At 68.0% G+C, this 18,298-nt stretch carries 14 protein-coding genes, 1 tRNA gene and 1 pseudogene; 6 read left to right on the top strand and 10 right to left on the bottom strand.

The window, feature by feature from the left end; all coding sequences use genetic code 11:
* Positions 1-96: 96 nt before the first annotated feature.
* From ACYVKA_RS11700 to ACYVKA_RS11690, 3 genes are all read left to right on the top strand, one after another.
* Positions 97-825: a Crp/Fnr family transcriptional regulator gene (locus ACYVKA_RS11700; RefSeq protein WP_394276041.1), complete on the top strand. Its 729-nt coding sequence runs from the start codon at positions 97-99 to the stop codon at positions 823-825.
* Between the two features lie 76 nt (positions 826-901).
* Positions 902-1,066: a DUF4177 domain-containing protein gene (locus tag ACYVKA_RS11695; protein WP_460705605.1), complete on the top strand. Its 165-nt coding sequence runs from the start codon at positions 902-904 to the stop codon at positions 1,064-1,066.
* Entirely contained in the window at positions 1,066-1,524 is a 459-nt protein-coding gene (locus ACYVKA_RS11690; RefSeq protein WP_460705603.1) for a RidA family protein, read from the top strand. Before ACYVKA_RS11695 ends, ACYVKA_RS11690 begins: the two co-directional genes overlap by 1 nt.
* Before the next feature lie 78 nt (positions 1,525-1,602).
* Here ACYVKA_RS11690 and ACYVKA_RS11685 read toward each other — a convergent pair whose 3' ends face one another.
* Positions 1,603-1,956, bottom strand: coding sequence for a WhiB family transcriptional regulator (locus ACYVKA_RS11685; protein ID WP_460705601.1), 354 nt, complete (start codon positions 1,954-1,956; stop codon positions 1,603-1,605).
* Between the two features lie 242 nt (positions 1,957-2,198).
* Here ACYVKA_RS11685 and ACYVKA_RS11680 point away from each other — a divergent pair.
* The 3 genes and pseudogenes from ACYVKA_RS11680 to ACYVKA_RS11670 form a co-directional block, all read left to right on the top strand.
* A pseudogene (locus ACYVKA_RS11680) lies at positions 2,199-4,678 on the top strand (transglycosylase domain-containing protein); the annotation flags it as partial.
* 57 nt (positions 4,679-4,735) lie between these two features.
* On the top strand, positions 4,736-5,647 hold the full coding sequence (locus ACYVKA_RS11675) for a metallophosphoesterase (RefSeq protein ID WP_460705788.1): 912 nt from the start codon (positions 4,736-4,738) through the stop codon (positions 5,645-5,647).
* 98 nt (positions 5,648-5,745) lie between these two features.
* Positions 5,746-5,822: transfer RNA gene (locus ACYVKA_RS11670), tRNA-Pro, on the top strand.
* A 589-nt stretch (positions 5,823-6,411) separates the two neighbouring features.
* On the opposite strand, the gene murJ is transcribed toward ACYVKA_RS11670, so the two are convergent.
* The 9 genes from murJ to ACYVKA_RS11625 form a co-directional block, all read right to left on the bottom strand.
* Positions 6,412-8,178, bottom strand: a complete 1,767-nt coding sequence (murJ, locus tag ACYVKA_RS11665; RefSeq protein WP_460705599.1) for a murein biosynthesis integral membrane protein MurJ — start codon at positions 8,176-8,178, stop codon at positions 6,412-6,414.
* Between the two features lie 98 nt (positions 8,179-8,276).
* Positions 8,277-9,560: an aspartate kinase gene (locus ACYVKA_RS11660; RefSeq protein WP_394276907.1), complete on the bottom strand. Its 1,284-nt coding sequence runs from the start codon at positions 9,558-9,560 to the stop codon at positions 8,277-8,279.
* A 179-nt stretch (positions 9,561-9,739) separates the two neighbouring features.
* Positions 9,740-10,018 (bottom strand): GNAT family N-acetyltransferase, encoded by a 279-nt coding sequence (locus ACYVKA_RS11655; RefSeq protein ID WP_394276908.1) that lies wholly within the window; start codon positions 10,016-10,018, stop codon positions 9,740-9,742.
* 17 nt (positions 10,019-10,035) lie between these two features.
* Entirely contained in the window at positions 10,036-11,037 is a 1,002-nt protein-coding gene (locus ACYVKA_RS11650; RefSeq protein ID WP_460705597.1) for a Gfo/Idh/MocA family protein, read from the bottom strand.
* A 101-nt stretch (positions 11,038-11,138) separates the two neighbouring features.
* The gene (ileS, locus tag ACYVKA_RS11645; RefSeq protein WP_460705595.1) at positions 11,139-14,393 is read right to left on the bottom strand and encodes an isoleucine--tRNA ligase; all 3,255 of its coding nucleotides are present in this window, start codon (positions 14,391-14,393) and stop codon (positions 11,139-11,141) included.
* Between the two features lie 398 nt (positions 14,394-14,791).
* A complete protein-coding gene (locus ACYVKA_RS11640; RefSeq protein ID WP_394276353.1) occupies positions 14,792-15,400 on the bottom strand; it encodes a hypothetical protein in 609 nt (202 codons plus the stop codon).
* Complete coding sequence (locus ACYVKA_RS11635; protein WP_460705593.1) at positions 15,397-16,200, bottom strand: hypothetical protein; 804 nt, start codon at positions 16,198-16,200, stop codon at positions 15,397-15,399. The genes ACYVKA_RS11640 and ACYVKA_RS11635 overlap by 4 nt, the downstream gene beginning before the upstream one ends.
* Positions 16,197-16,913, bottom strand: a complete 717-nt coding sequence (locus ACYVKA_RS11630) for an ABC transporter ATP-binding protein (RefSeq protein ID WP_460705591.1) — start codon at positions 16,911-16,913, stop codon at positions 16,197-16,199. The genes ACYVKA_RS11635 and ACYVKA_RS11630 overlap by 4 nt, the downstream gene beginning before the upstream one ends.
* 170 nt (positions 16,914-17,083) lie before the next feature.
* Entirely contained in the window at positions 17,084-18,289 is a 1,206-nt protein-coding gene (locus ACYVKA_RS11625; protein ID WP_460705589.1) for an MFS transporter, read from the bottom strand.
* Positions 18,290-18,298: the final 9 nt, after the last annotated feature.

Here is an 18,298-nt window from a genome sequence, read left to right as displayed (position 1 = left end):
GGGACTTCAGCAACTGAGATGCTTTGACCTCTGCCATATGCCATTGGGGGCGTCACTAGCATGAATGCACAGGATTCGTCGGCGAGAGAGGACGACATGCACGAAGACATCCTTGCTCGGCTACCGCTCTTCCAGCGTCTGGAGACGCAGTCCCGTCAAGCGCTGGAACGGGCCGTGCGTCCCATCACGCTGACTCGCGGCGAGGTGCTCTTCCGCAGTGGCGACGAGGCCACCGGCCTGTACGTGCTGATCACCGGCAAGGTGAAGCTGACCCGCCCCTCGCGCCAGCCCCAGCCGCATGTGGCGGTGAACCGTCGCGGCCGGCCCACGATTCCCGCGCCGCGCGAGTCACTGCTCTCGCTGATCGGCCCCGGGGAGATCTTCGGCGAGCTCTCGGTGCTCGACGGCGGGCAGCGCTCGACCACCTCCACCGCGATGCTCGACTGCAGTCTGCTGCACCTGGAGCGCCAGCCGGTGCTGGACCTGATCGAGACCAACCACGATGTCGCCGCTGCCATGATGCACCAGATGGCCCACCGGGTACGGGTGTCCAATGACCGGATCTCCGACCTGGTGCTCAGCGACGTGCCGGGCCGGATGGCGAACCTGCTGCTCACCCTGGGCGATCGCTTCGGCGTGCCCACCGAGCATGGCATCGAGGTGGACCACGACCTGACCCAGGCAGAACTGGCGCAGATGGTCGGTGCCAGCCGCGAGACGGTCAACAAGGTGCTCACCGACTTCGCGGCCCGCAAGTGGATCCTGATGAGCGGTCGTACCGTGGTGCTGCGCGACATCGCCCGTTTGCGCGCCCGCACCGACTGAGGCCCCCCTCGGGAAGTGGGACGTGGAGGCAGGTGCCGGGCCCGCACGAGGACGGGCTGGCGACTAGGCTTGCCGCATGACCAAGTGGGAATACTTCACGGCCCCCGTGCTGAGCCATGTCAGCCAGCAGATCCTGAACAACTTCGGAGCGGACGGCTGGGAGCTCGTCCAGCTCGTGCCCGGCCCGAACCCGGACACGCTGGTCGGCTACTTCAAGCGCCCGCTGCCCGAGGAGAAGTGATGAGAACCAGCGAGAAGCTCGACGAGCTGGGGATCGTCCTGCCGCCCGTGGCCACGCCGCTGGCCGCCTACACGCCCGCCGCGAAGGTCGGCACCCAGGTGTGGACTTCCGGCCAGCTGCCGCTGATCGACGGCAAGCTCGAGCTCACCGGCAAGGTGGGTGCCGAGGTGACGCCCGAGATGGCCAAGGCGCAGGCCCGCATCGCGGCACTCAATGCGCTCGCGGCCGCGGCCCAGGTTGCGGGGGGCGTCGACGCCATCACCCGCATCTGCAAGATCACAGTCTTCGTCGCCTCCGCGCCCGACTTCACCGAGCAGCCGGGGGTGGCCAATGGCGCCTCGGAGCTCTTCGGTGAGGTCTTCGGCGAGCAGGGCGTCCACGTGCGTGGCGCCGTCGGCGTGGCCAGCCTGCCGATCGACGCCTGCGTCGAGGTGGAACTGGTCTGCGAAACCGCCTGAGCACACCAAGGGCCATCGTGGCCGGGGCCGTACCGTCATCGACGGTGCGGCCCTGTGCCCATTCAGGAGGAAACTGGTTCAGACAGTGTCGGCCACCGGCGGGACCTGCTCGGCGCCGAGCAGGTGCACCTCGCGGCGGCGGCGCTCTGCCTCCTTGCGGGAGCTGGACTCGTTCTTCTCCAGCACGGTCTGCCAGTTCTTCACGTCGGGCCGCTGGCGCAGCAGGGCGCGGCGCTCCCGCTCGGTGAGGCCGCCCCACACACCCCATTCGATCCTGTTGTCGAGGGCCTCGGCGAGGCAGTCGACGCGCACGGGGCAGTCATGGCAGATATCGCGGATGCGCTTCTGGTCCCTGCTGTCAGGGAAGAGGGCATCCTCCATGCCGCGACACCGGGCGAGCAGCGTCCAGTCGTCCACCTCGTGGGTCGACATTGACCTCACTCCCTTCGACGCGAGGAAGAACCATCAGGGAATACCCCTGCCATCAGGGAATACCCCTGGCAGTGCCCCCGAAACTAGCGTCTGACGCGCCGCCTGACAACAGCATCCAGCCCTCGGACATGGGCTGCTTTCCTTGGATGCAGGGCAAAGCCGGATGACAGAGCTTGGTTTTCCTGCGCCAGCAGGCAGTGCGCTCATCAGCAGACGGCACGACCTCACGTAGTCTAGGAATCATGACTCCACGCAAGCCGGGCAGCAATGCCTACCACCTTGGATGGTTCGCCGCGCTCAGTGTGATCTGTGGCCTGCTGGTCGCCGGGTTGATCCTGCCCTATGCGTGGCTGGGCGGCTCCGTGGTGAAGGCCAGCGCCAACTCGTTGGAGTCATTGCCCGCCGAGCTCGAGATCGGCCCCCAGTCCGAGCGCTCCAAGGTGCTGATGAGCGACGGCAGCGTGCTGGCCGAGTTCTACAACGAGAACCGCGTCTACGTGCCGCTGGACAAGATCGCGCCGATGATGCAGACGGCCCAGATCGCCATTGAGGACGACCGCTTCTACGAGCACGGCGCCATCGACTTCCGCGGCACCGCCCGCGCCGCCCTGCGCTCTGCCTCGGGTTCCACCCAGGGCGGGTCGACGCTGACCCAGCAGTACGTCAAGCAGGTGCAGGTGGAGACCGCCAAGTACAACAATGACGAAGAGGCCGCGGCCAAGGCGACCGAGCAGACGCTGACCCGCAAGGTGCGCGAGCTGCGCTATGCCGTCGCCGTGGAGAAGAAGCTCACCAAGGACCAGATCCTGGAGCGTTACCTCAACATCGCCTACTACGGTGCCGGCGCCTACGGCGTGGAGGCCGCCTCGCGCCTCTACTTCGGTACCAGCGCCGACAAGCTCACCCTGCCCCAGGCGGCCCTGCTGGCCGGCATGGTGCAGAATCCGGCCGCCACCGATCCGATCAACAACGAGACGCTGGCGCTCAAGCGCCGTGACACGGTGCTGAACCGGATGGTGCAGCTGGGGAAGATCACCCCGGCCGAGGCCGAGGCCGCGAAGAAGACCGGCTTCGACAAGTCGAAGGTGCAGAAGCCGAAGAATGACTGCACCGACTCCCCCTTCCAGACGTTGTGCTGGTACGTGCGCAGCGTGCTGCTCAGCGACCAGTTCAAGTCGCTCGGCAAGGATTCCGACGAGCGACTCAACACCTTGCAGCGCGGCGGCCTGACGATCCAGACGCTGATCGACCCGAAGGCCCAGCGCTCCGCCGAGAAGGCCGTGGCCCGCGTGGTCGCGCCCACCGACCCCTTCATCTCCACCTCGGTGCTGATCCAGCCCAAGACCGGGCTGGTCGTCGCCATGGCGCAGAACCGCACCAAGCTGGGCAACAAGGACGGCGAGACCTGGTTCAACTACTCGGTCAACCGCGGCCTGGGTGGCGCGGAGGGCTACCAGGCCGGATCGACCTTCAAGGTCTTCACCGCCGCGGCGGCGATCAACAAGGGCATCTCTCCCGAGCGTCGCTACAACTCTCCGTCGCCGATGGACTTCACCGGGCAGACCTTTCGTTCCTGTGACGGCCCCTTCGTCTCACCGCCCTACGCCCCGAAGAACTCGACTCGGTCGGGCAACTTCGACATGACCCAGGCTTCCATGTATTCCGTCAACACCTACTTCGTGCAGCTGCAGCGTGCCGTCGGCAACTGTGACGTGGTGAAGATGGCCCAGGCGGCGGGCGTGGAGCGCGCCGACGGCAAGGACCTGATCAAGGACCCGGCTCCTAACATGAATGCGGGCTACGACCATGTGCCCTCCTTCACCCTCGGCCCGGTCGAGGTGACCCCGATGTCGATGGCCCAGGCCTATGCCACCTTCGCCAACCGTGGCGTGCGGTGTGATCCGATCATCATCAAGTCGGTGACCACCAAGGCCGGCAAGAAGGCCCCCGTCCCCTCGGCCAACTGCAAGCAGACGATCGACCCCCGCGTCGCGGATCGGGTCAGCCAGATCCTGCAGAGGACCATCGAGAGCGGCACCGCCCGCCCCGCCAACCTGGGCGACGGCCGTGACCAGGCCGCCAAGACCGGCACCACCGACTCGGCCGAGGCGGTGTGGCTGGCCGGCTACACCCCCGACATGGCCGGTGTCTCGATGATCGCCGCCGACAAGCAGTCGGACCAGTACAAGGGACGCAAGAGCCGCTCCATCACCGGCCGTTGCGTCCACGGCACCGACTACAGCGGCAGATGCCACGTCCTGTCGGGCTCGGGCTCCGGTGACGCAGGCAAGATCTGGCGCGCGTCGATGAGGGCCGCCCTCGAGGGTGAGCCCCGCACGAAGTTCCACAAGCCGAGCGGTGAGGTGATCGAGGGCAAGAAGGCGACCATCCCCAACACCAAGGGCCTGACGATGAAGGACGCGATGGCCAAGGTGGAAGCAGCCGGCTTCTCCACCGAGATCGCCTACGAGTACAGCGGCTACCGCGAGGGCACCTTCCTGTACTCCTACCCCAGCAGCGGCATCCGGTCGGTGAACCGTCCGATCACCTTCGTGATCTCCAACGGTCCCCGCCCCCAGCCGAAGCCGAAGCCGAGCAAGAAGGCCACCTCGGAGCCCACCAAGAAGGCGACGAGCAAGAAGGCGACGAGCAAGCCGACGGCCAGCAAGACCAGCAAGACCAGCAAGAAGGCCACCAGCAAGCCCACGGCCAAGAAGACCACCACCATCAAGGTGACCAAGAAGCCCACCAGCAAACCCACCGCCACGAAGAGCAACTGATGCGCCCACCGACACGCCTTGCCGCCGCCACCGTCGCGACCGGCGCCGCCACCCTGGGCTATGGCCTGTGGGAGGCGCAGCAGTTCACGCTCAACCATGTGAACGTTCCGGTGCTGCCCGAGGGGCAGGAGCCGATCCGGGTGCTGCACCTCAGCGACATCCACCTGCTGCCGCGCCAGAAGGGCAAGCTGGCCTGGATCAGCGCCCTGCAGGAGCTGCAGCCCGACCTGGTGGTCAACACCGGCGACAACTTCTGCTCCCCCGAGGCCATCGCGCCCCTGCTGGAGGCCTGGGGCGGTCTACTCGACGTGCCCGGCGTCTTCGTCTTCGGCTCCAATGACTACCGGATGCCGAAGTTCAAGAACCCGGCGCAGTACCTGGCCGGGCCGTCGAACGTGAAGAAGCACACCACCGCCGAGCTGCCCTACGAGGACCTGCGGGCCGCGATGACCAGCCGCGGCTGGGCCGACCTGAACCACCACCGCGCCACCCTCGAGGTGGCGGGGCGACGCATCGCCTTCCGCGGCACCGACGACGCACACCTGGGCAAGGACGACTACTCGCTGGTGGCCGGGCCGGCCGAGGATGGGGTGGACCTGAACGTCGCCGTCGCCCACGCCCCCTACCTGCGCCTGCTCGACGCGATGACCGCCGACGGCATGGACCTGGTTTTCGCCGGCCACACCCATGGCGGACAGGTCTGCCTGCCCTTCAAGGGGGCGCTGGTGACCAACTGCGACCTGGACACCGAGCGGGTCAAGGGACTCAGCACGCACACCGCCGTCGGACCCGACGGGGAACCCCACACCAGCTGGCTGCACGTCTCGGCCGGGCTGGGTTCGTCGCCCTTCGCGCCCTACCGGATCGCCTGCCGCCCCGAGGCCACGCTGCTGACGCTCGTCGCCCGCTGAGGGGCACCGTAACCGGCACTGGTCCTTGCTGCACGGGGATTGGCCTTCACTCCTCAGTGGGTATAGAGTGGTCCACGGCCTTCGGGCCAGACAAGTGCCGGGGTGTGGCGCAGCTTGGTAGCGCGCGTCGTTCGGGACGACGAGGTCGCAGGTTCAAATCCTGTCACCCCGACCAGCACACAGTGCGTGGGTTTCTTCGGAAACCCACGCATTTGTCCTTTCCGGGCATTCCCAACCCGGGGCCAGCAGCAGCGCAAGGTTCACAGGATTCTTGAGCCCCGTCCGCAAACCACATCGAGAACAGGCCTCGATGCAGATGGCGCAATGAGAGCCCCTCAGGACGTGGTTTCTGGACGGGCCCCGGCCCAGCCACAGTGGCCCAAGTTCCACCCCCGCAGGGATGGCACGTTCAAGTTCACCATCCACGACTTAAAACTTAACAACTGAACGAGAGCTGCAGAAGGCCCCTCCTGCGTTGACTCGGTCAGACGACCACCATAGAGTTGTCAACAGATGACGAACCCCCGAGCGTCATCGACACAACGGAACAGCAACCCCCCGAGTGTTGTTCCCGCATCGCAAGCCCCGAACCCCCGAGCGGGACTTGCATCAAGGAAGGCCCCGGAAACGCAATCCGGGGCCTTTCTGTTTGTACTGGGCGGTTCGAACCGCCCAGTACAAGAACGCTCCGCACACGAAGACGGCCCCTGGCACCAGCACGGGGCTGGCACCAGGGCCGTGATGCCACCTCGGCCCGCTCTGTCTCAGCGGGCCAGGTGCAGCCGACGCAGGATCGGGTTGAAGACCTCGTCCACCTCGCGGATGTGCAGCAGCTTCGAGACCGCCAGGTAGACCAGCCCGAAGGCCAGGCCAGCCAGCGCGCAGGTGGCCAGCGAGAGGGTCCAGGAGCGGCCGAAACCACTCATGCCGTGCACCACCAGCCAGGCGGTGCCGCCACCCAGCACGGAGGCGATCACCAGCCGCGTCCACAGCCGCAGCACGCCGGTCAGGCGCAGGCCGCCCATCTGGCGTCGCGCCACCGCGATGAAGACCAGCGACTGGGCCCAGTTGCCCACCACCAGGCCCACGGCCACCAGTGGCAGCACCCAGTGCGCCGGGGCGAACCACAGCGCACCCAGCGCGAAGGACACCTGGATGGCGGTCAGGAAACCCTGGTAGGCGAGGTTCTCGCGACCCGCCTCGCGCGCGAAGCAGTAGCGCTGCTGCAGCACCGAGAAGCCGTAGCCCAAGATCCCGAAGCTCATGATCTGCAGGGCCAGCACGACGGGCTGGGCACTGCGCTCGGGCAGCCGCAGCAGGACGTGCACGATGGGCTCGGCCAGCACCAGGATGCCGACACTGGCCGGGATGATGAGCACCGCCGGCATCGACAGCGCCCGGGTGAGCAGGCGACGCATCTGCTTCAGGTCGTCGGCCTGCCAGGCGCGCGTCATCTGCGGGAAGAGCGCGGTGATGATGCTCACCGTCACCAGGCCGTGCGGCAGGGTGAAGACGAGCATCGCGAAGTTGTAGGAGGTCAGGCCACCCACGGGAGGGCCGCTCTTGCTGGCGTGCTCCACGACGGCGGTGAGCACCTTCTGCACCACGATCCCGCCAGCCAGGGCGACCAACAGTGCGGTGAGGGTCCAGCCGACCATCCTGGAGGCCGAGCCGAGCCCGGAGCCGCGCAGGCCGAAGCGGGGACGGTAGCGGAAGCCGCTGGCCACCAGCGGTGGGATGAGCACCAGCGCCTGGACGGCGATGCCCAGGGTGGTGGAGCCTGCCAGCGTCCACACCATCACCGGGCTCCACCGCCTGGGATCGGTCTGCTCACCCCACTGCACGAGGAAGGCGACCAGGCCGGCGATCTGCACCAGGTTGGCCAGCGCCGGCGCCCACATGAAGGCGGCGAAGCGGTCACGGGCATTGAGCACATTGCCCAGCACCGAGTAGAGGCCGTAGAAGAGCACCTGGGGCAGGCAGATGTAGCCGAACAGGATACTCAGGTGCGTGGCCGCCGGCGGAAGGTCGCTGGTCCAACGGATCAGCCACGGCGTCATGAGTGTGCCCACCACCGTCAGGGCCAGGATGGCACCGAAGGCGGCGGTCAACAGCTTGTCGACGAACTCCTGCCCGCCGTCCTCGTGCTTCATCGCCGCCGTGATCTGCGGAATCAGCACCGCCTGCAGGATGCCGGCATTGAGCACCGTCAGCAGGTAGTTGGGCATCGTGTTGGCGACATTGAAGGCATCGGCCGCCAGCGAGGTGGCCACCACCGCCGCGAAGAAGAAGTTGCGGACGAAGCCCAGGATGCGGCTCACCAGGGTGCCGGCCGCCATCAGGGCGCTGGAGCGTCCCACCGACGGGCCGGACGGGGCCGCTGGCGTGGCCGGTTCGGGCTCCACGACGGGCTCCTGGGAAGGATCCGTCGCCGCCTCGTCAGGGCTCGGGGGCTCGTCGAGGCTCGCGGGCCCGTCGACGGTGACCTCCCAGCGTCCCCTGCACGGATGGTCGACCTGCCCGATCACCATGGTCCGGTCGGTGTCGGACGCGACTCGATGGTGGGGCCCGACTCCACCGTCGGGCGCCTCACCTCCAGCCGTCGACCCGTCTCCCCCCGAAGACGTGGTCACCGGCCGGTGCCGGCGTAGACGACGGCCTCGCCCTCGGCGTCGAGCCCGAAGGCGGTGTGGGCTGCCTGGACCGCCCGGTCGACGTGGTCGGCATCGACGACCACCGAGATGCGGATCTCGGAAGTGGAGATCATGTCGATGTTCACGTCGGCATCGCTGAGCGCGCGGAAGAAGGTGGCGGTGACGCCGGGGTGGGAGCGCATGCCCACACCGATCACCGAGACCTTGCCGATCTGGTCGTCGTAGAGCAGCTCGTTGAACTGGATCTTGTCGCGCATCATGTTCAGCACGTCGATCGCCTTGCGACCGTCGTTGCTGGGCAGGGTGAAGGAGATGTCGGTGCGCCCGCTGGCCACCTGGGAGACGTTCTGCACGATCATGTCGATGTTGATCTCGGCGCGCGCGATGGTGTCGAAGATCTCGGCGGCCTCACCCGGACGGTCGGGAACACCGACGACGGTGATCTTGGCCTCGGAGCGGTCGTGGGCGACGCCGGTGATCAGTGCTTGTTCCATGGTGCTTCCTTCGGTGTCGTTCGACGGGGCGGGCAGGTCCTTCACCCAGGTGCCGGGCTTGTCGGAGAAGGACGAACGGACGTGGACGGGGACGTTCTCCCGGCGCGCGTACTCGACGCAGCGCAGGTGCAGGATCTTGGCGCCGTTGGCGGCCATTTCCAGCATCTCCTCGTAGGAGATCTCGGGGATGTGCCGGGCTCCGGGCACGATGCGCGGATCGGCGGTGAAGACCCCGTCGACGTCGGAGTAGATCTCGCAGTACTCCGCGCCCAAGGCGGCCGCGAGCGCGACGGCGGTGGTGTCGGAGGCGCCACGCCCCAGGGTGGTGACGTCCTTGGTGTTCTGGCTGACGCCCTGGAATCCGGCGACGATCACCACATTGCCCTCCCCCAGGGCCTGCTCGATGCGGCCGGGGGTGATGTCGATGATCCGTGCGTCACCGTGGGTGCCGGTGGTGATGACGCCCGCCTGCGAACCGGTGTAGCTGCGGGCCTCGGCGCCCAGGTCGGACAGGGCCATCGCCAGCAGCGCGGCACTCTGGCGCTCTCCGGTGGTGAGCAGCATGTCGAGCTCTCGCGGCTTCGGCTGGGGGCTCACCTGCAGGGCGAGGTCCATCAGCTCGTCGGTGGTGTCACCCATCGCGGAGATCACCACGACGACGTCGTGGCCTGCCAGCTTGGCGTTGAGGACCCTGCGGGCAACGCGCTTGATCGATGCGGCGTCGGCCACCGACGATCCACCGAACTTCTGGACGATCCGTCCCATGACACCTCCAGCTCTGTCGGCCCCGGTCTGGGAGCCGTGCACCACTCTAGCCAGCGCCACCTGTCGAGACGCTGACATCCGTCCTGTGGGAGCCCCGAAGATGACCGGACCCCTGCCGCTGCCCGGGTGGGCGGCGACAGGGGTCGGTGCAGTCAACGGCCGCTGGCCGGGGCGAGGACTCAGGCCAGCAGGTCCTGGTACTCGGCGTTCTCGTCGATGAACTTCTTGATGAAGGGGCAGCTCGGCTTGACCTTCTTGTCCACGGCGCGGATCAGGTCCAGCGTCTGCTTGACCATCTCGGTGCCGACGCCCTGGCCGGCGTACTCGTCGTCCACCTCGGTGTGCTGCAGGTCCAGGACATCGCCCTCGGGCTCATAGGTGACGAAACCGGCCCGCTGGCCGTCGACGGCACCCTCGTAACGCTTCTTCTCGTTCTTCAGTGCAACGGTGATGTTCATGGCTCCATCATCCCCCATCAGATGCCCTGTTCGTGCTGCTCTACGCCAAGGGCATGAAGAGCCTGTTCCAACTGGGCCATCACGGCCAAGGTCCCGTCGAGCGGCAGGACCGGGCTCTCGGTGAGCCCGGCACGCAGGCAGCGGTTCACCTCGTCGATCTCGTGGCTGTAGCCGGTGCCCTTGGCCTCGGCGCGCACCGTGCGGGGTTCGCCGCCCTTGACGTGCACCACGGCCTCGACGGGGTGGTGGAAGCGGGGCTTGACGTCGATCCAGCCACGCTCGCCGGTGATCGCGAAGCGACCCGGCCCGGCGGCCTCCAGCGAGACGGCCAGGCTGGCGATCGCGCCCGACTCGTAGCCCAGGGCGATGGCGGCCTGCGACTCCACCCCATTGGGATAGTGCGCGCCGGTCACCTGCATCTGGTTCGCATCCCCCAGGAAGTCCTGCGCGAAGCTGAGCACGTAGACGCCCAGGTCGAGCAGGGCACCGCCGCCCAGTTCCTTGGCGAACAGGCGGTCGTCGGGGTTGTAGTCGCGCTGCGCGAACAGGTCTCCCTGCACGGCCCGCACGGTGCCGATCTCGCCCGTCTCGATGATGCGGTGCAGTTCGCGGGTCAGCGGCTGCAGCCGGGTCCACATCGCCTCCATGCAGAAGACGCCGGCGGCACGGGCCGCCTCGACGACCTCGCGGCTGCCGGCCAGGGTGGCGGTGAAGGACTTCTCCACCAGCACGGCCTTGCCCTGGGCAATCGCCATCAGGGCGACGTCCCTGTGCTGGGGGTGCGGGGTGGCGACGTAGACGACGTCCACCTCAGGGTCGGCACACAGCTCCTGGTAGCTGCCGTGGGCGGTGGGGATGGCGTGGGCCTCGGCAAAGGCACTGGCGCGTTCCTGGCTGCGCGAGCCGACGGCCTGGACGACCGCCCCCTCCACGTGGGCGAAGTCCTTGACGAAGACCTCGGCCATCCGGCCGGGTCCGGCGATTCCCCAACGGATGGGACGGTCTGGTGTGATCTGCATGCCCCCCAGCCTGTCACGCCCCCGCGATGCCCCGCAGCATCCCGGACTCGCCGGTGCCCCGCCGAAGAACCGGCGGGGCACCGTGTGCGAGGAGGGTGCGATCAGGCCTTGGCGACCCGCACCTGCAGGCCCAGGTCGGACTCGACGACCCAGCCGTCGGCAGCCTCGCCCTCGCCGATGCTGGTGGCCAGCACCTCGTCGGCGATCAGCTGCTGGTGGGCGCGGATGGCCTCGGCCAGGTCGCCGGTGGCCGACCACTGCAGGCTGATCCGGTCGCTCACCTCGAGCCCGGAGCCCTTGCGGGTCTCCTGCACGAAGCGGATCACGTCGCGGGCCAGGCCGGCCTGCACCAGCTCGGGGGTGAGCTGCAGGTCGAGCGCCACCGTCTCGCCCTGCTCGTTGACCACGCTCCAGCCCTCACGCGGGCGCTCGGTGACGATCACCTCGTCGGGGCCCACCTCGACTCCCCCGTCGAAGGCGACGGTCGCCGTGCCGTGCGCGGCCAGGCTGGCGGCGAGCTCGGCGGCATCGGCCTCGGCGATGGCCTTGGCCACCTGCGGGGTCTGCTTGCCGAAGCGCTTGCCCAGGGCCCGGAAGTTGCCCTTGGCCGAGTAGTCGACCACGTCGCCGGCCGAGCTGAAGGACTCGATCGAGCCGATGTTGAGCTCGGCGGCGATCTCGGCCACCAGCGACTCGTCCAGCTGCGCGTGGGCGGCACTGGGCACCAGCATCCGGGCCAGCGGCTGACGGGTCTTCACCCGGGCCTCGGCGCGGGCGCTTCGGCCCAGCTCCACCAGGCGGCGGGTCTGCTCCATCGAACGCTCCAGCAGCGGGTCCACCAGCGAGGTGTCCGCCTCGGGCCAGCGCGCCAGGTGCACCGAGCTCGGCGCCTGGGGATCGGTGGCCACGAACAGGTCCTGCCAGACGCGCTCGGTGATGAAGGGCACCATCGGCGCCATCAGGCGGGTGAGCACCTCCAGCGTCTCGTGCAGCGTGGTCAGGGCCGACGGGTCACCGTCCCAGAAGCGGCGACGGCTACGGCGCACGTACCAGTTGCTCAGCTCGTCGACGAAGGCGGCGATCCGGCTGCCGGCGTGCTGGGTGTCGAACTTCTCCAGCGCCTCGGTGACGTCCAGCACCAGCTGGTTCGTGGCGCTGGCCAGCCAGCGGTCCAGCACGTGGCGTTCCGCCACCGGCACCACCGACTGCGAGGCTCCGTCGGCGTGCTGCGACGAAGAAGCAGCATCCAATGCCGTGCCGAGCGCAGGGGGGTTCGGGGGGATCGCTCCCCCCGGGATGAACTCGTTGGCGCGGGAGTACAGGGCGTGGAAGGCGACGGTGTTCCAGTAGGTCAGCAGCACCTTGCGGACCGTCTCGGTGATCGTCGTGTCACCGACGCGACGGGCAGCCCACGGCGAGCCGGAGGCGGCCATGAACCAGCGCACCGCGTCGGCGCCGTGCTTGTCCATCAACGGGATGGGAAGCAGGATGTTGCCCAGGTGCTTGCTCATCTTGCGGCCGTCCTCGGCCAGGATGTGGCCCAGGCACAGCACGTTCTTGTAGCTGGACTGGTCGAAGACCAGCGTGTTGACCGCCATCAGCGTGTAGAACCAGCCGCGGGTCTGGTCGGTGGCCTCGCAGATGAAGTCGGCCGGGTAGTTGGCCTCGAACTTCTCCTTGGAGCCCTCCACCCACGGGTAGCCCCACTGGGCGAAGGGCATCGAGCCGGAGTCGAACCAGGCGTCGATCACCTCGGGCACGCGACGGTAGGTGCCCTGCTCGCCGGGCAGGGTGAAGGTGACCTCATCGACGAAGGGACGGTGCGGGTCCATCTGGGCCAGCTCGGGACGCCCCGCCAGCTCGGCCAGCTCGGCGCGCGAGCCGACGCAGACCACACGAGTGGGGTCGGCGTCATTGCGCCAGACCGGCAGCGGCGTGCCCCAGTAGCGGCTGCGGCTCAGCGCCCAGTCGATGTTGTTCTCCAGCCAGTCGCCGAAGCGGCCGTGCTTGATGCTCTCGGGGTACCAGTTGGTCCGCTCGTTCTCGTCGATCAGCTGCTGCTTGCGCTGCGTGGTGCGGATGTACCAGCTGGGCATCGCGTAGTACATCAGCGGGGTGTGGCAGCGCCAGCAGTGCGGGTAGGGGTGCTCGTGGTCGAGGGTGCCGAGCAGCAGGCCGTCCTCGCGCAGCTTCTCGACGATGACCGGGTCGGCCTTCTTGAAGAACAGGCCGCTGACGAAGCCATTGCCCTCGGTGAAGCAGCCGTCGGGGCCGATCGGGTTGACGAACTCGACGCCGTGGCGCTTGTTGCTCTCGTAGTCGTCCTGGCCGAAGGGGTAGGCCTGGTGCACCAGGCCGGTGCCCTCACCGACGGCGACGTAGTCCTCGAGCACGACGAACCAGGCCTTGCCGGGCTGCTCCATGACGTCGATGGCGCGCTGGTAGGTCCAGCCCTCCATCTCACGCCCCAGGAAGGTCTCGCCGACGCTCCACTCCTCCCCCAGTGCGGTGGGCACGTTCTCCACCGCGATCACGACCGGGGTCTCGCCCTCCTTGCGGGCGATGCAGTACTCGATCTCGGCGCCGGCGGCGACCGTGACATTGGCCACCAGCGTCCAGGGGGTGGTGGTCCAGATCGCCAGGTCGGCCTTGCCCGCCCACGGACCGCTGGTGAGCGGGAAGCGGGCGAAGACGGTGGTGTCGACGGTGTCCTCGTAGCCCTGCGCCAGCTCGTGGTCGCTGAGCGCGGTCTGGTCATTGGGGCAGTAGGGGGCGACGCGGAAGTCCTCCACCAGCAGGCCCTTGTCGAAGATCGTCTTGAGCGCCCACCACTCGCTGTCGACGTACTCGGGGGCCATCGTCCAGTAGGCCTCGTCCATGTTCACCCAGTAGCCCATGCGGTTGGTGAGCTCGGCGAACTGCCCGACGTGGCGGCTGACGCTCTCGCGGCACTTGGCATTGAAGGCCTCGACGCCGAAGTCCTCGATCTGGTCCTTGGAGTCGATGCCCAGTTCCTTCTCGACGGCCAGCTCCACCGGCAGGCCGTGGCAGTCCCAGCCGGCCTTGCGGTCCACGCGCCGCCCCTGCATCGTCTTGAAGCGGGGGAAGACGTCCTTGAAGACGCGGGCCTCGATGTGGTGCGTGCCGGGCTGGCCATTGGCCGTCGGGGGGCCCTCGTAGAAGGTCCACGGCTCTCCGTCGCGGGTGGCCTCGAGGGTCTTGTCGAAGGTCTGCTCGCGCTCCCACAGGGCGAGCACCTCGTGCTCCATCGCCGGCAGGTCGATCTGGGCAGGGACGCTGTTGTACTGGCGCGCGCCCCGGTTGGTGGCTGCGTCGGGAGTCTGGTCGGTGCTCATCGCGATCCTCTTCGTCGTCTGGCCTGACGAAGGGACGAGGCATCCGGAGACTCTCCGGGCGACCCGCGGTACCACCCTCCTTGAACCCGTGCACGACGGATTCCACTCTTGCTCGCCGCAGCCGGGTCTAGTGGGTCGGTTCTCGACTGTTCTTCCGGCAGCTCCGGGGTGATGGCCCCATCACGGCCTTGCGGTCGTCGTCCATGGTACAGGCCGTGTGCGCGGGGTTTCGCACCATTCCTGCCGCTGGCCACGGCGCTGGCTCCTGGGTGGCGGGCCGGCGGCCACTGTGCACGTCGAGGAACGACCGGGCGCCCGGTGGAGCGCATGCCCAGTGAGCTTTCGACGTGCGGAGTCGGCGGGCATCCTGACGGGCTCGACCAAGAGCAGGGTCCGGCTCAGGACTGGGCGTGGGCCAAGGGCCGATGGGGATCGACGGCAATGGCGAAGACGACGGCTGCACCCGCTACAAACAGCGCAACCAGACCCCATACCGAGGTGTGCTGATGCACCATGCCGTAGCGGTTGGAGAAGCCCTGGAATCCCATCAGCCCGGCAAGCCCATCCCAGAACATGAGCAGGACTGCCCCCGCCCCGGCAGAAAGGACCAGCCCCGATGCCCCCCACCGACGTGTCGTCAGGATGGTGGAGGCCACCAGGACACTGCTCAAGAAGAGTTCGAAGTGGAGCGCACCCCACTGCGCACCAGAGCTGTGCCACAGCCACGCGCAGAGGATCGTCGATCCCAAGACGAAGATGCTGTTCACCGCGACGTCGACCTGTGGCCCTCGCAAGGTCGTGGAGCGTATCTCACCCAATGGGGGCACAGTGCAGATCCCCAGGAGCGCAGGGGTGAAGGCAATGAACATCTCTTGGGCAATGCGAATGCCGTCTGCCCCGGGAATGCTCAGCGGCTGCCGGAAGAGGCTGGCGAGCAGGATGACGAGTCCGAGACCGATGCAGAACTGCGGGATCCGGTGCAGGCGCAGCACCACCCCGACGCTCATCTGATCTCCTCGTAGGTGTCCACTGCCTGACGCGCCACGGAGGGCTCGAAGACGGCGCCAATCCCCACGAAGCAGCAGATCGCCACCATCCACCAGAAGTGTCGACGCAGTGCCCTGATCGGCACCCGTCGCATCTGCAGGCACAAGCACCCGACCGCCATCAGGATGTTGGCCGCGACCGTCGCCGCCAAATGACCGGGAATCGGGCGGTAGCCGGTCATGAACCAGCCGGCCGCCTCCGTGGCCAACAGCTCCGGATAGCCTTCGGCGTAGAAGACGTTCTGCGAGAGGAAGATCGCGATCGCCGTCACCGGCACGGCCCAGGGGTCCTTCCAGTACTCCCCGATCACACCTCCCAGGCACACTGCTGCCAGCAGTGCCGCCGGGCCCGTCAGGAGCTGCCAGGGGAGGGTGACCCCGGTCGCATTCGCATGGCCAATGACGCACAGCGCGCTCCCCAAGGCCAAGGTGACTGCCTGAACGGCCACTCCCATGAGGTATACCGCGGCGAGGATGTCCAGACGACTGCGCGGCGCCCGGGCCAGGCCCCCTACCAGCGCATCAACCGGGTCACGCCAGGCGCGGTGGATCAACAGGACCACCGCTGCCGCGGCCACCGGTGACAGCAGCAGCGTCCCCCCACTCCACAGCGAGAGCATCCAGGACCAGTCCAGGGCCCAGGCCGGAAGGGAGGTGCTGTCGACCGACTGGGCGTTGAGCATGCAGAAGACCTGCACAGCCAGCATCGCGGGCACCAGGAACTTCCAGCAGGCCCGCGTCCACATCTGGATGCCCATCATGGCCGGTCGTCCGTGTCCGGAATGAGGTCGAGGAGCCACGAGGGGTTGCCGCTGTCCGGGGGCAAGCCGTCATGGACGATCAGTCCGCGATCAAGGACGATGACGCGGTCGGTGAGTTCCACCACGTCCTCCAGCAAGTGGCTCGACAAGATCACCAGCTTCGCCGAGGTCTTCTTCAACAGCTCCACCATGGTGGCGCGCTGCCGTGGATCAAGCCCGGTGCTCGGCTCATCAAGCAGGAGGATCGTCGGTTCGCAGGCCAGTGCTTGGGCCAGCCAGGCGCGGCGCACCATCCCACCAGACAGGCTGTTCATCGGCGCCTGCGCAGCCTGGGTGAGATTCACCTGCTGGATGGCACGGTCGGCCCGCTGGCGTGCTTCCTTGCGCGAGAATCCTCGCAGCCACGTGAGGTAGGCGACGAAGTCCACCACGGACACCCTGCCGGGTGCCGTCGGGGTCTGGGGCATCCACGCCACCTGCCCCAGGGCCTTGCGGCGGTCACGGGACGCATAGAGGTCCCGACCGTCGATGCGCACGGTGCCCGTCGTCGGCGGCAGGGCACCAGCAATCATGCGCATCAGCGTCGACTTGCCCGCCCCATTGGCGCCAACCAACCCCACGACACCTTCATCGAGGCTGAGGTCCAGGGCATTGAGAGCGGGGGTCCCACCTCGGTAGACGTAGGACACCCCCTTGATCTCAAGCTCAGACATCGACAGACCCGACGCCGGCTCGGCCACGCTCAACAGCACTCATCGTGCTCCCCTCGCTTGCCCCCACACCGTTGGGAAATTGAGGAGACGCTAGCAGACAAGGAATCCAGCCAGATTGGGCCCGGCGCCCCCCGTGCGAAGGGGAGTCCGTGCCCCTGCCCCATGACCCCTCAGGCGACGCGCTCGCGGGGGCGGCGACGCATGCGGTGGTGCAGCACGCCCATCATCAAGGTTCCGGCCACGGCACAGCCCGCCCCCACCAGCAGCGCACCCCGGTAGCCCATCGGCTCCACCAAGGCTCCCAGCACGAAGGGGCCGATCCCGGTGCCGGCGTCGACCAGCAGGAAGTAGCTGGAGACGCCCAGGCTGGCACGTGCCGAACCGACCAGGTTGAGCGCGACCGTCTGGCCCGAGGGCACCAGCGTCCCGTAGCCCAGGCCGAGCAAGGCTCCCCCGGCCAGCAGCAGTGCTCCGGAGGTGGCCAGGGCGGTGAGCAGCACCCCCGCCACCATGGCGATCATCATCGGCAGCAGCACCGTGGTGTCGCCGACGCGGTCCTGGAGCATCCCCGCCACCGGGCGCGAGATGGCGATCACCAGGGCGTAGACCAGGAAGTACCAGCCGCCGGCTTCGCCCAGCCCGACGCTGCGGGCATAGGGGCTGAGCAGGGTGAGGATGGCGCCGAAGGGCATGGCGCAGACGGCGACCGTCAACGCCACGGGCAGCACCCCGGGCTCGACGAAGTCGGACAGCGTGAGGCGCTCCCGTTCCCGCCTTCGCTCACGCGGTGACATGCCGCGCGCCACCAGCAGCGAACTCACCACCGACACCAGCCCGCAGGCAATGGCGGCCAGGAATACCGACTGCTGGCCAGATCCCTTCTGCAGCTGCGCCCCGACGAAGGGCCCGATCCCGGTAGCCAGGGCAAGGCCGAGGCTGAACCAGCCAGACCCCTCGCCGCGGCGCTCGATCGGCACCCGGGAGAGCGCGGTGCCGGTCAGCGCCGTGGCGGCGATGCCGAAGCCGATGCCATGCAGGAAGCGCAGCACCAGCAGCACCGCGACCGAGCCAACCCAGGGGTAGACGAGGGTGCCCAGCAGCATCGCCAGGGTGCTTCCCACTACGACGATCCGCTCCCCCAGCGTGGTGGCCATCCGCCCCGCCACCAGGCGGGCGACCATCGCCCCGATGAACCAGGCGGTGCCCACCAGCCCGGCCTGGGTCTGGCTGGCCCCCAGCTCGTCGAGGGCCCAGCCGCTCAGCGTCGAGGTGAGCATGTAGAAGATCATCGCGACGCCGAAGTTCGCCACCGTCAGGCTGGTGAACAACCGCGTCCACAGGGCGGGGCGGGCACTGGGAGCGCTGGGTGCGGGCATGCGGGTGAG

Source organism: Luteococcus sediminum, assembly GCF_054783495.1.
This window is presented reverse-complemented; position numbering and strand designations above follow the sequence as displayed.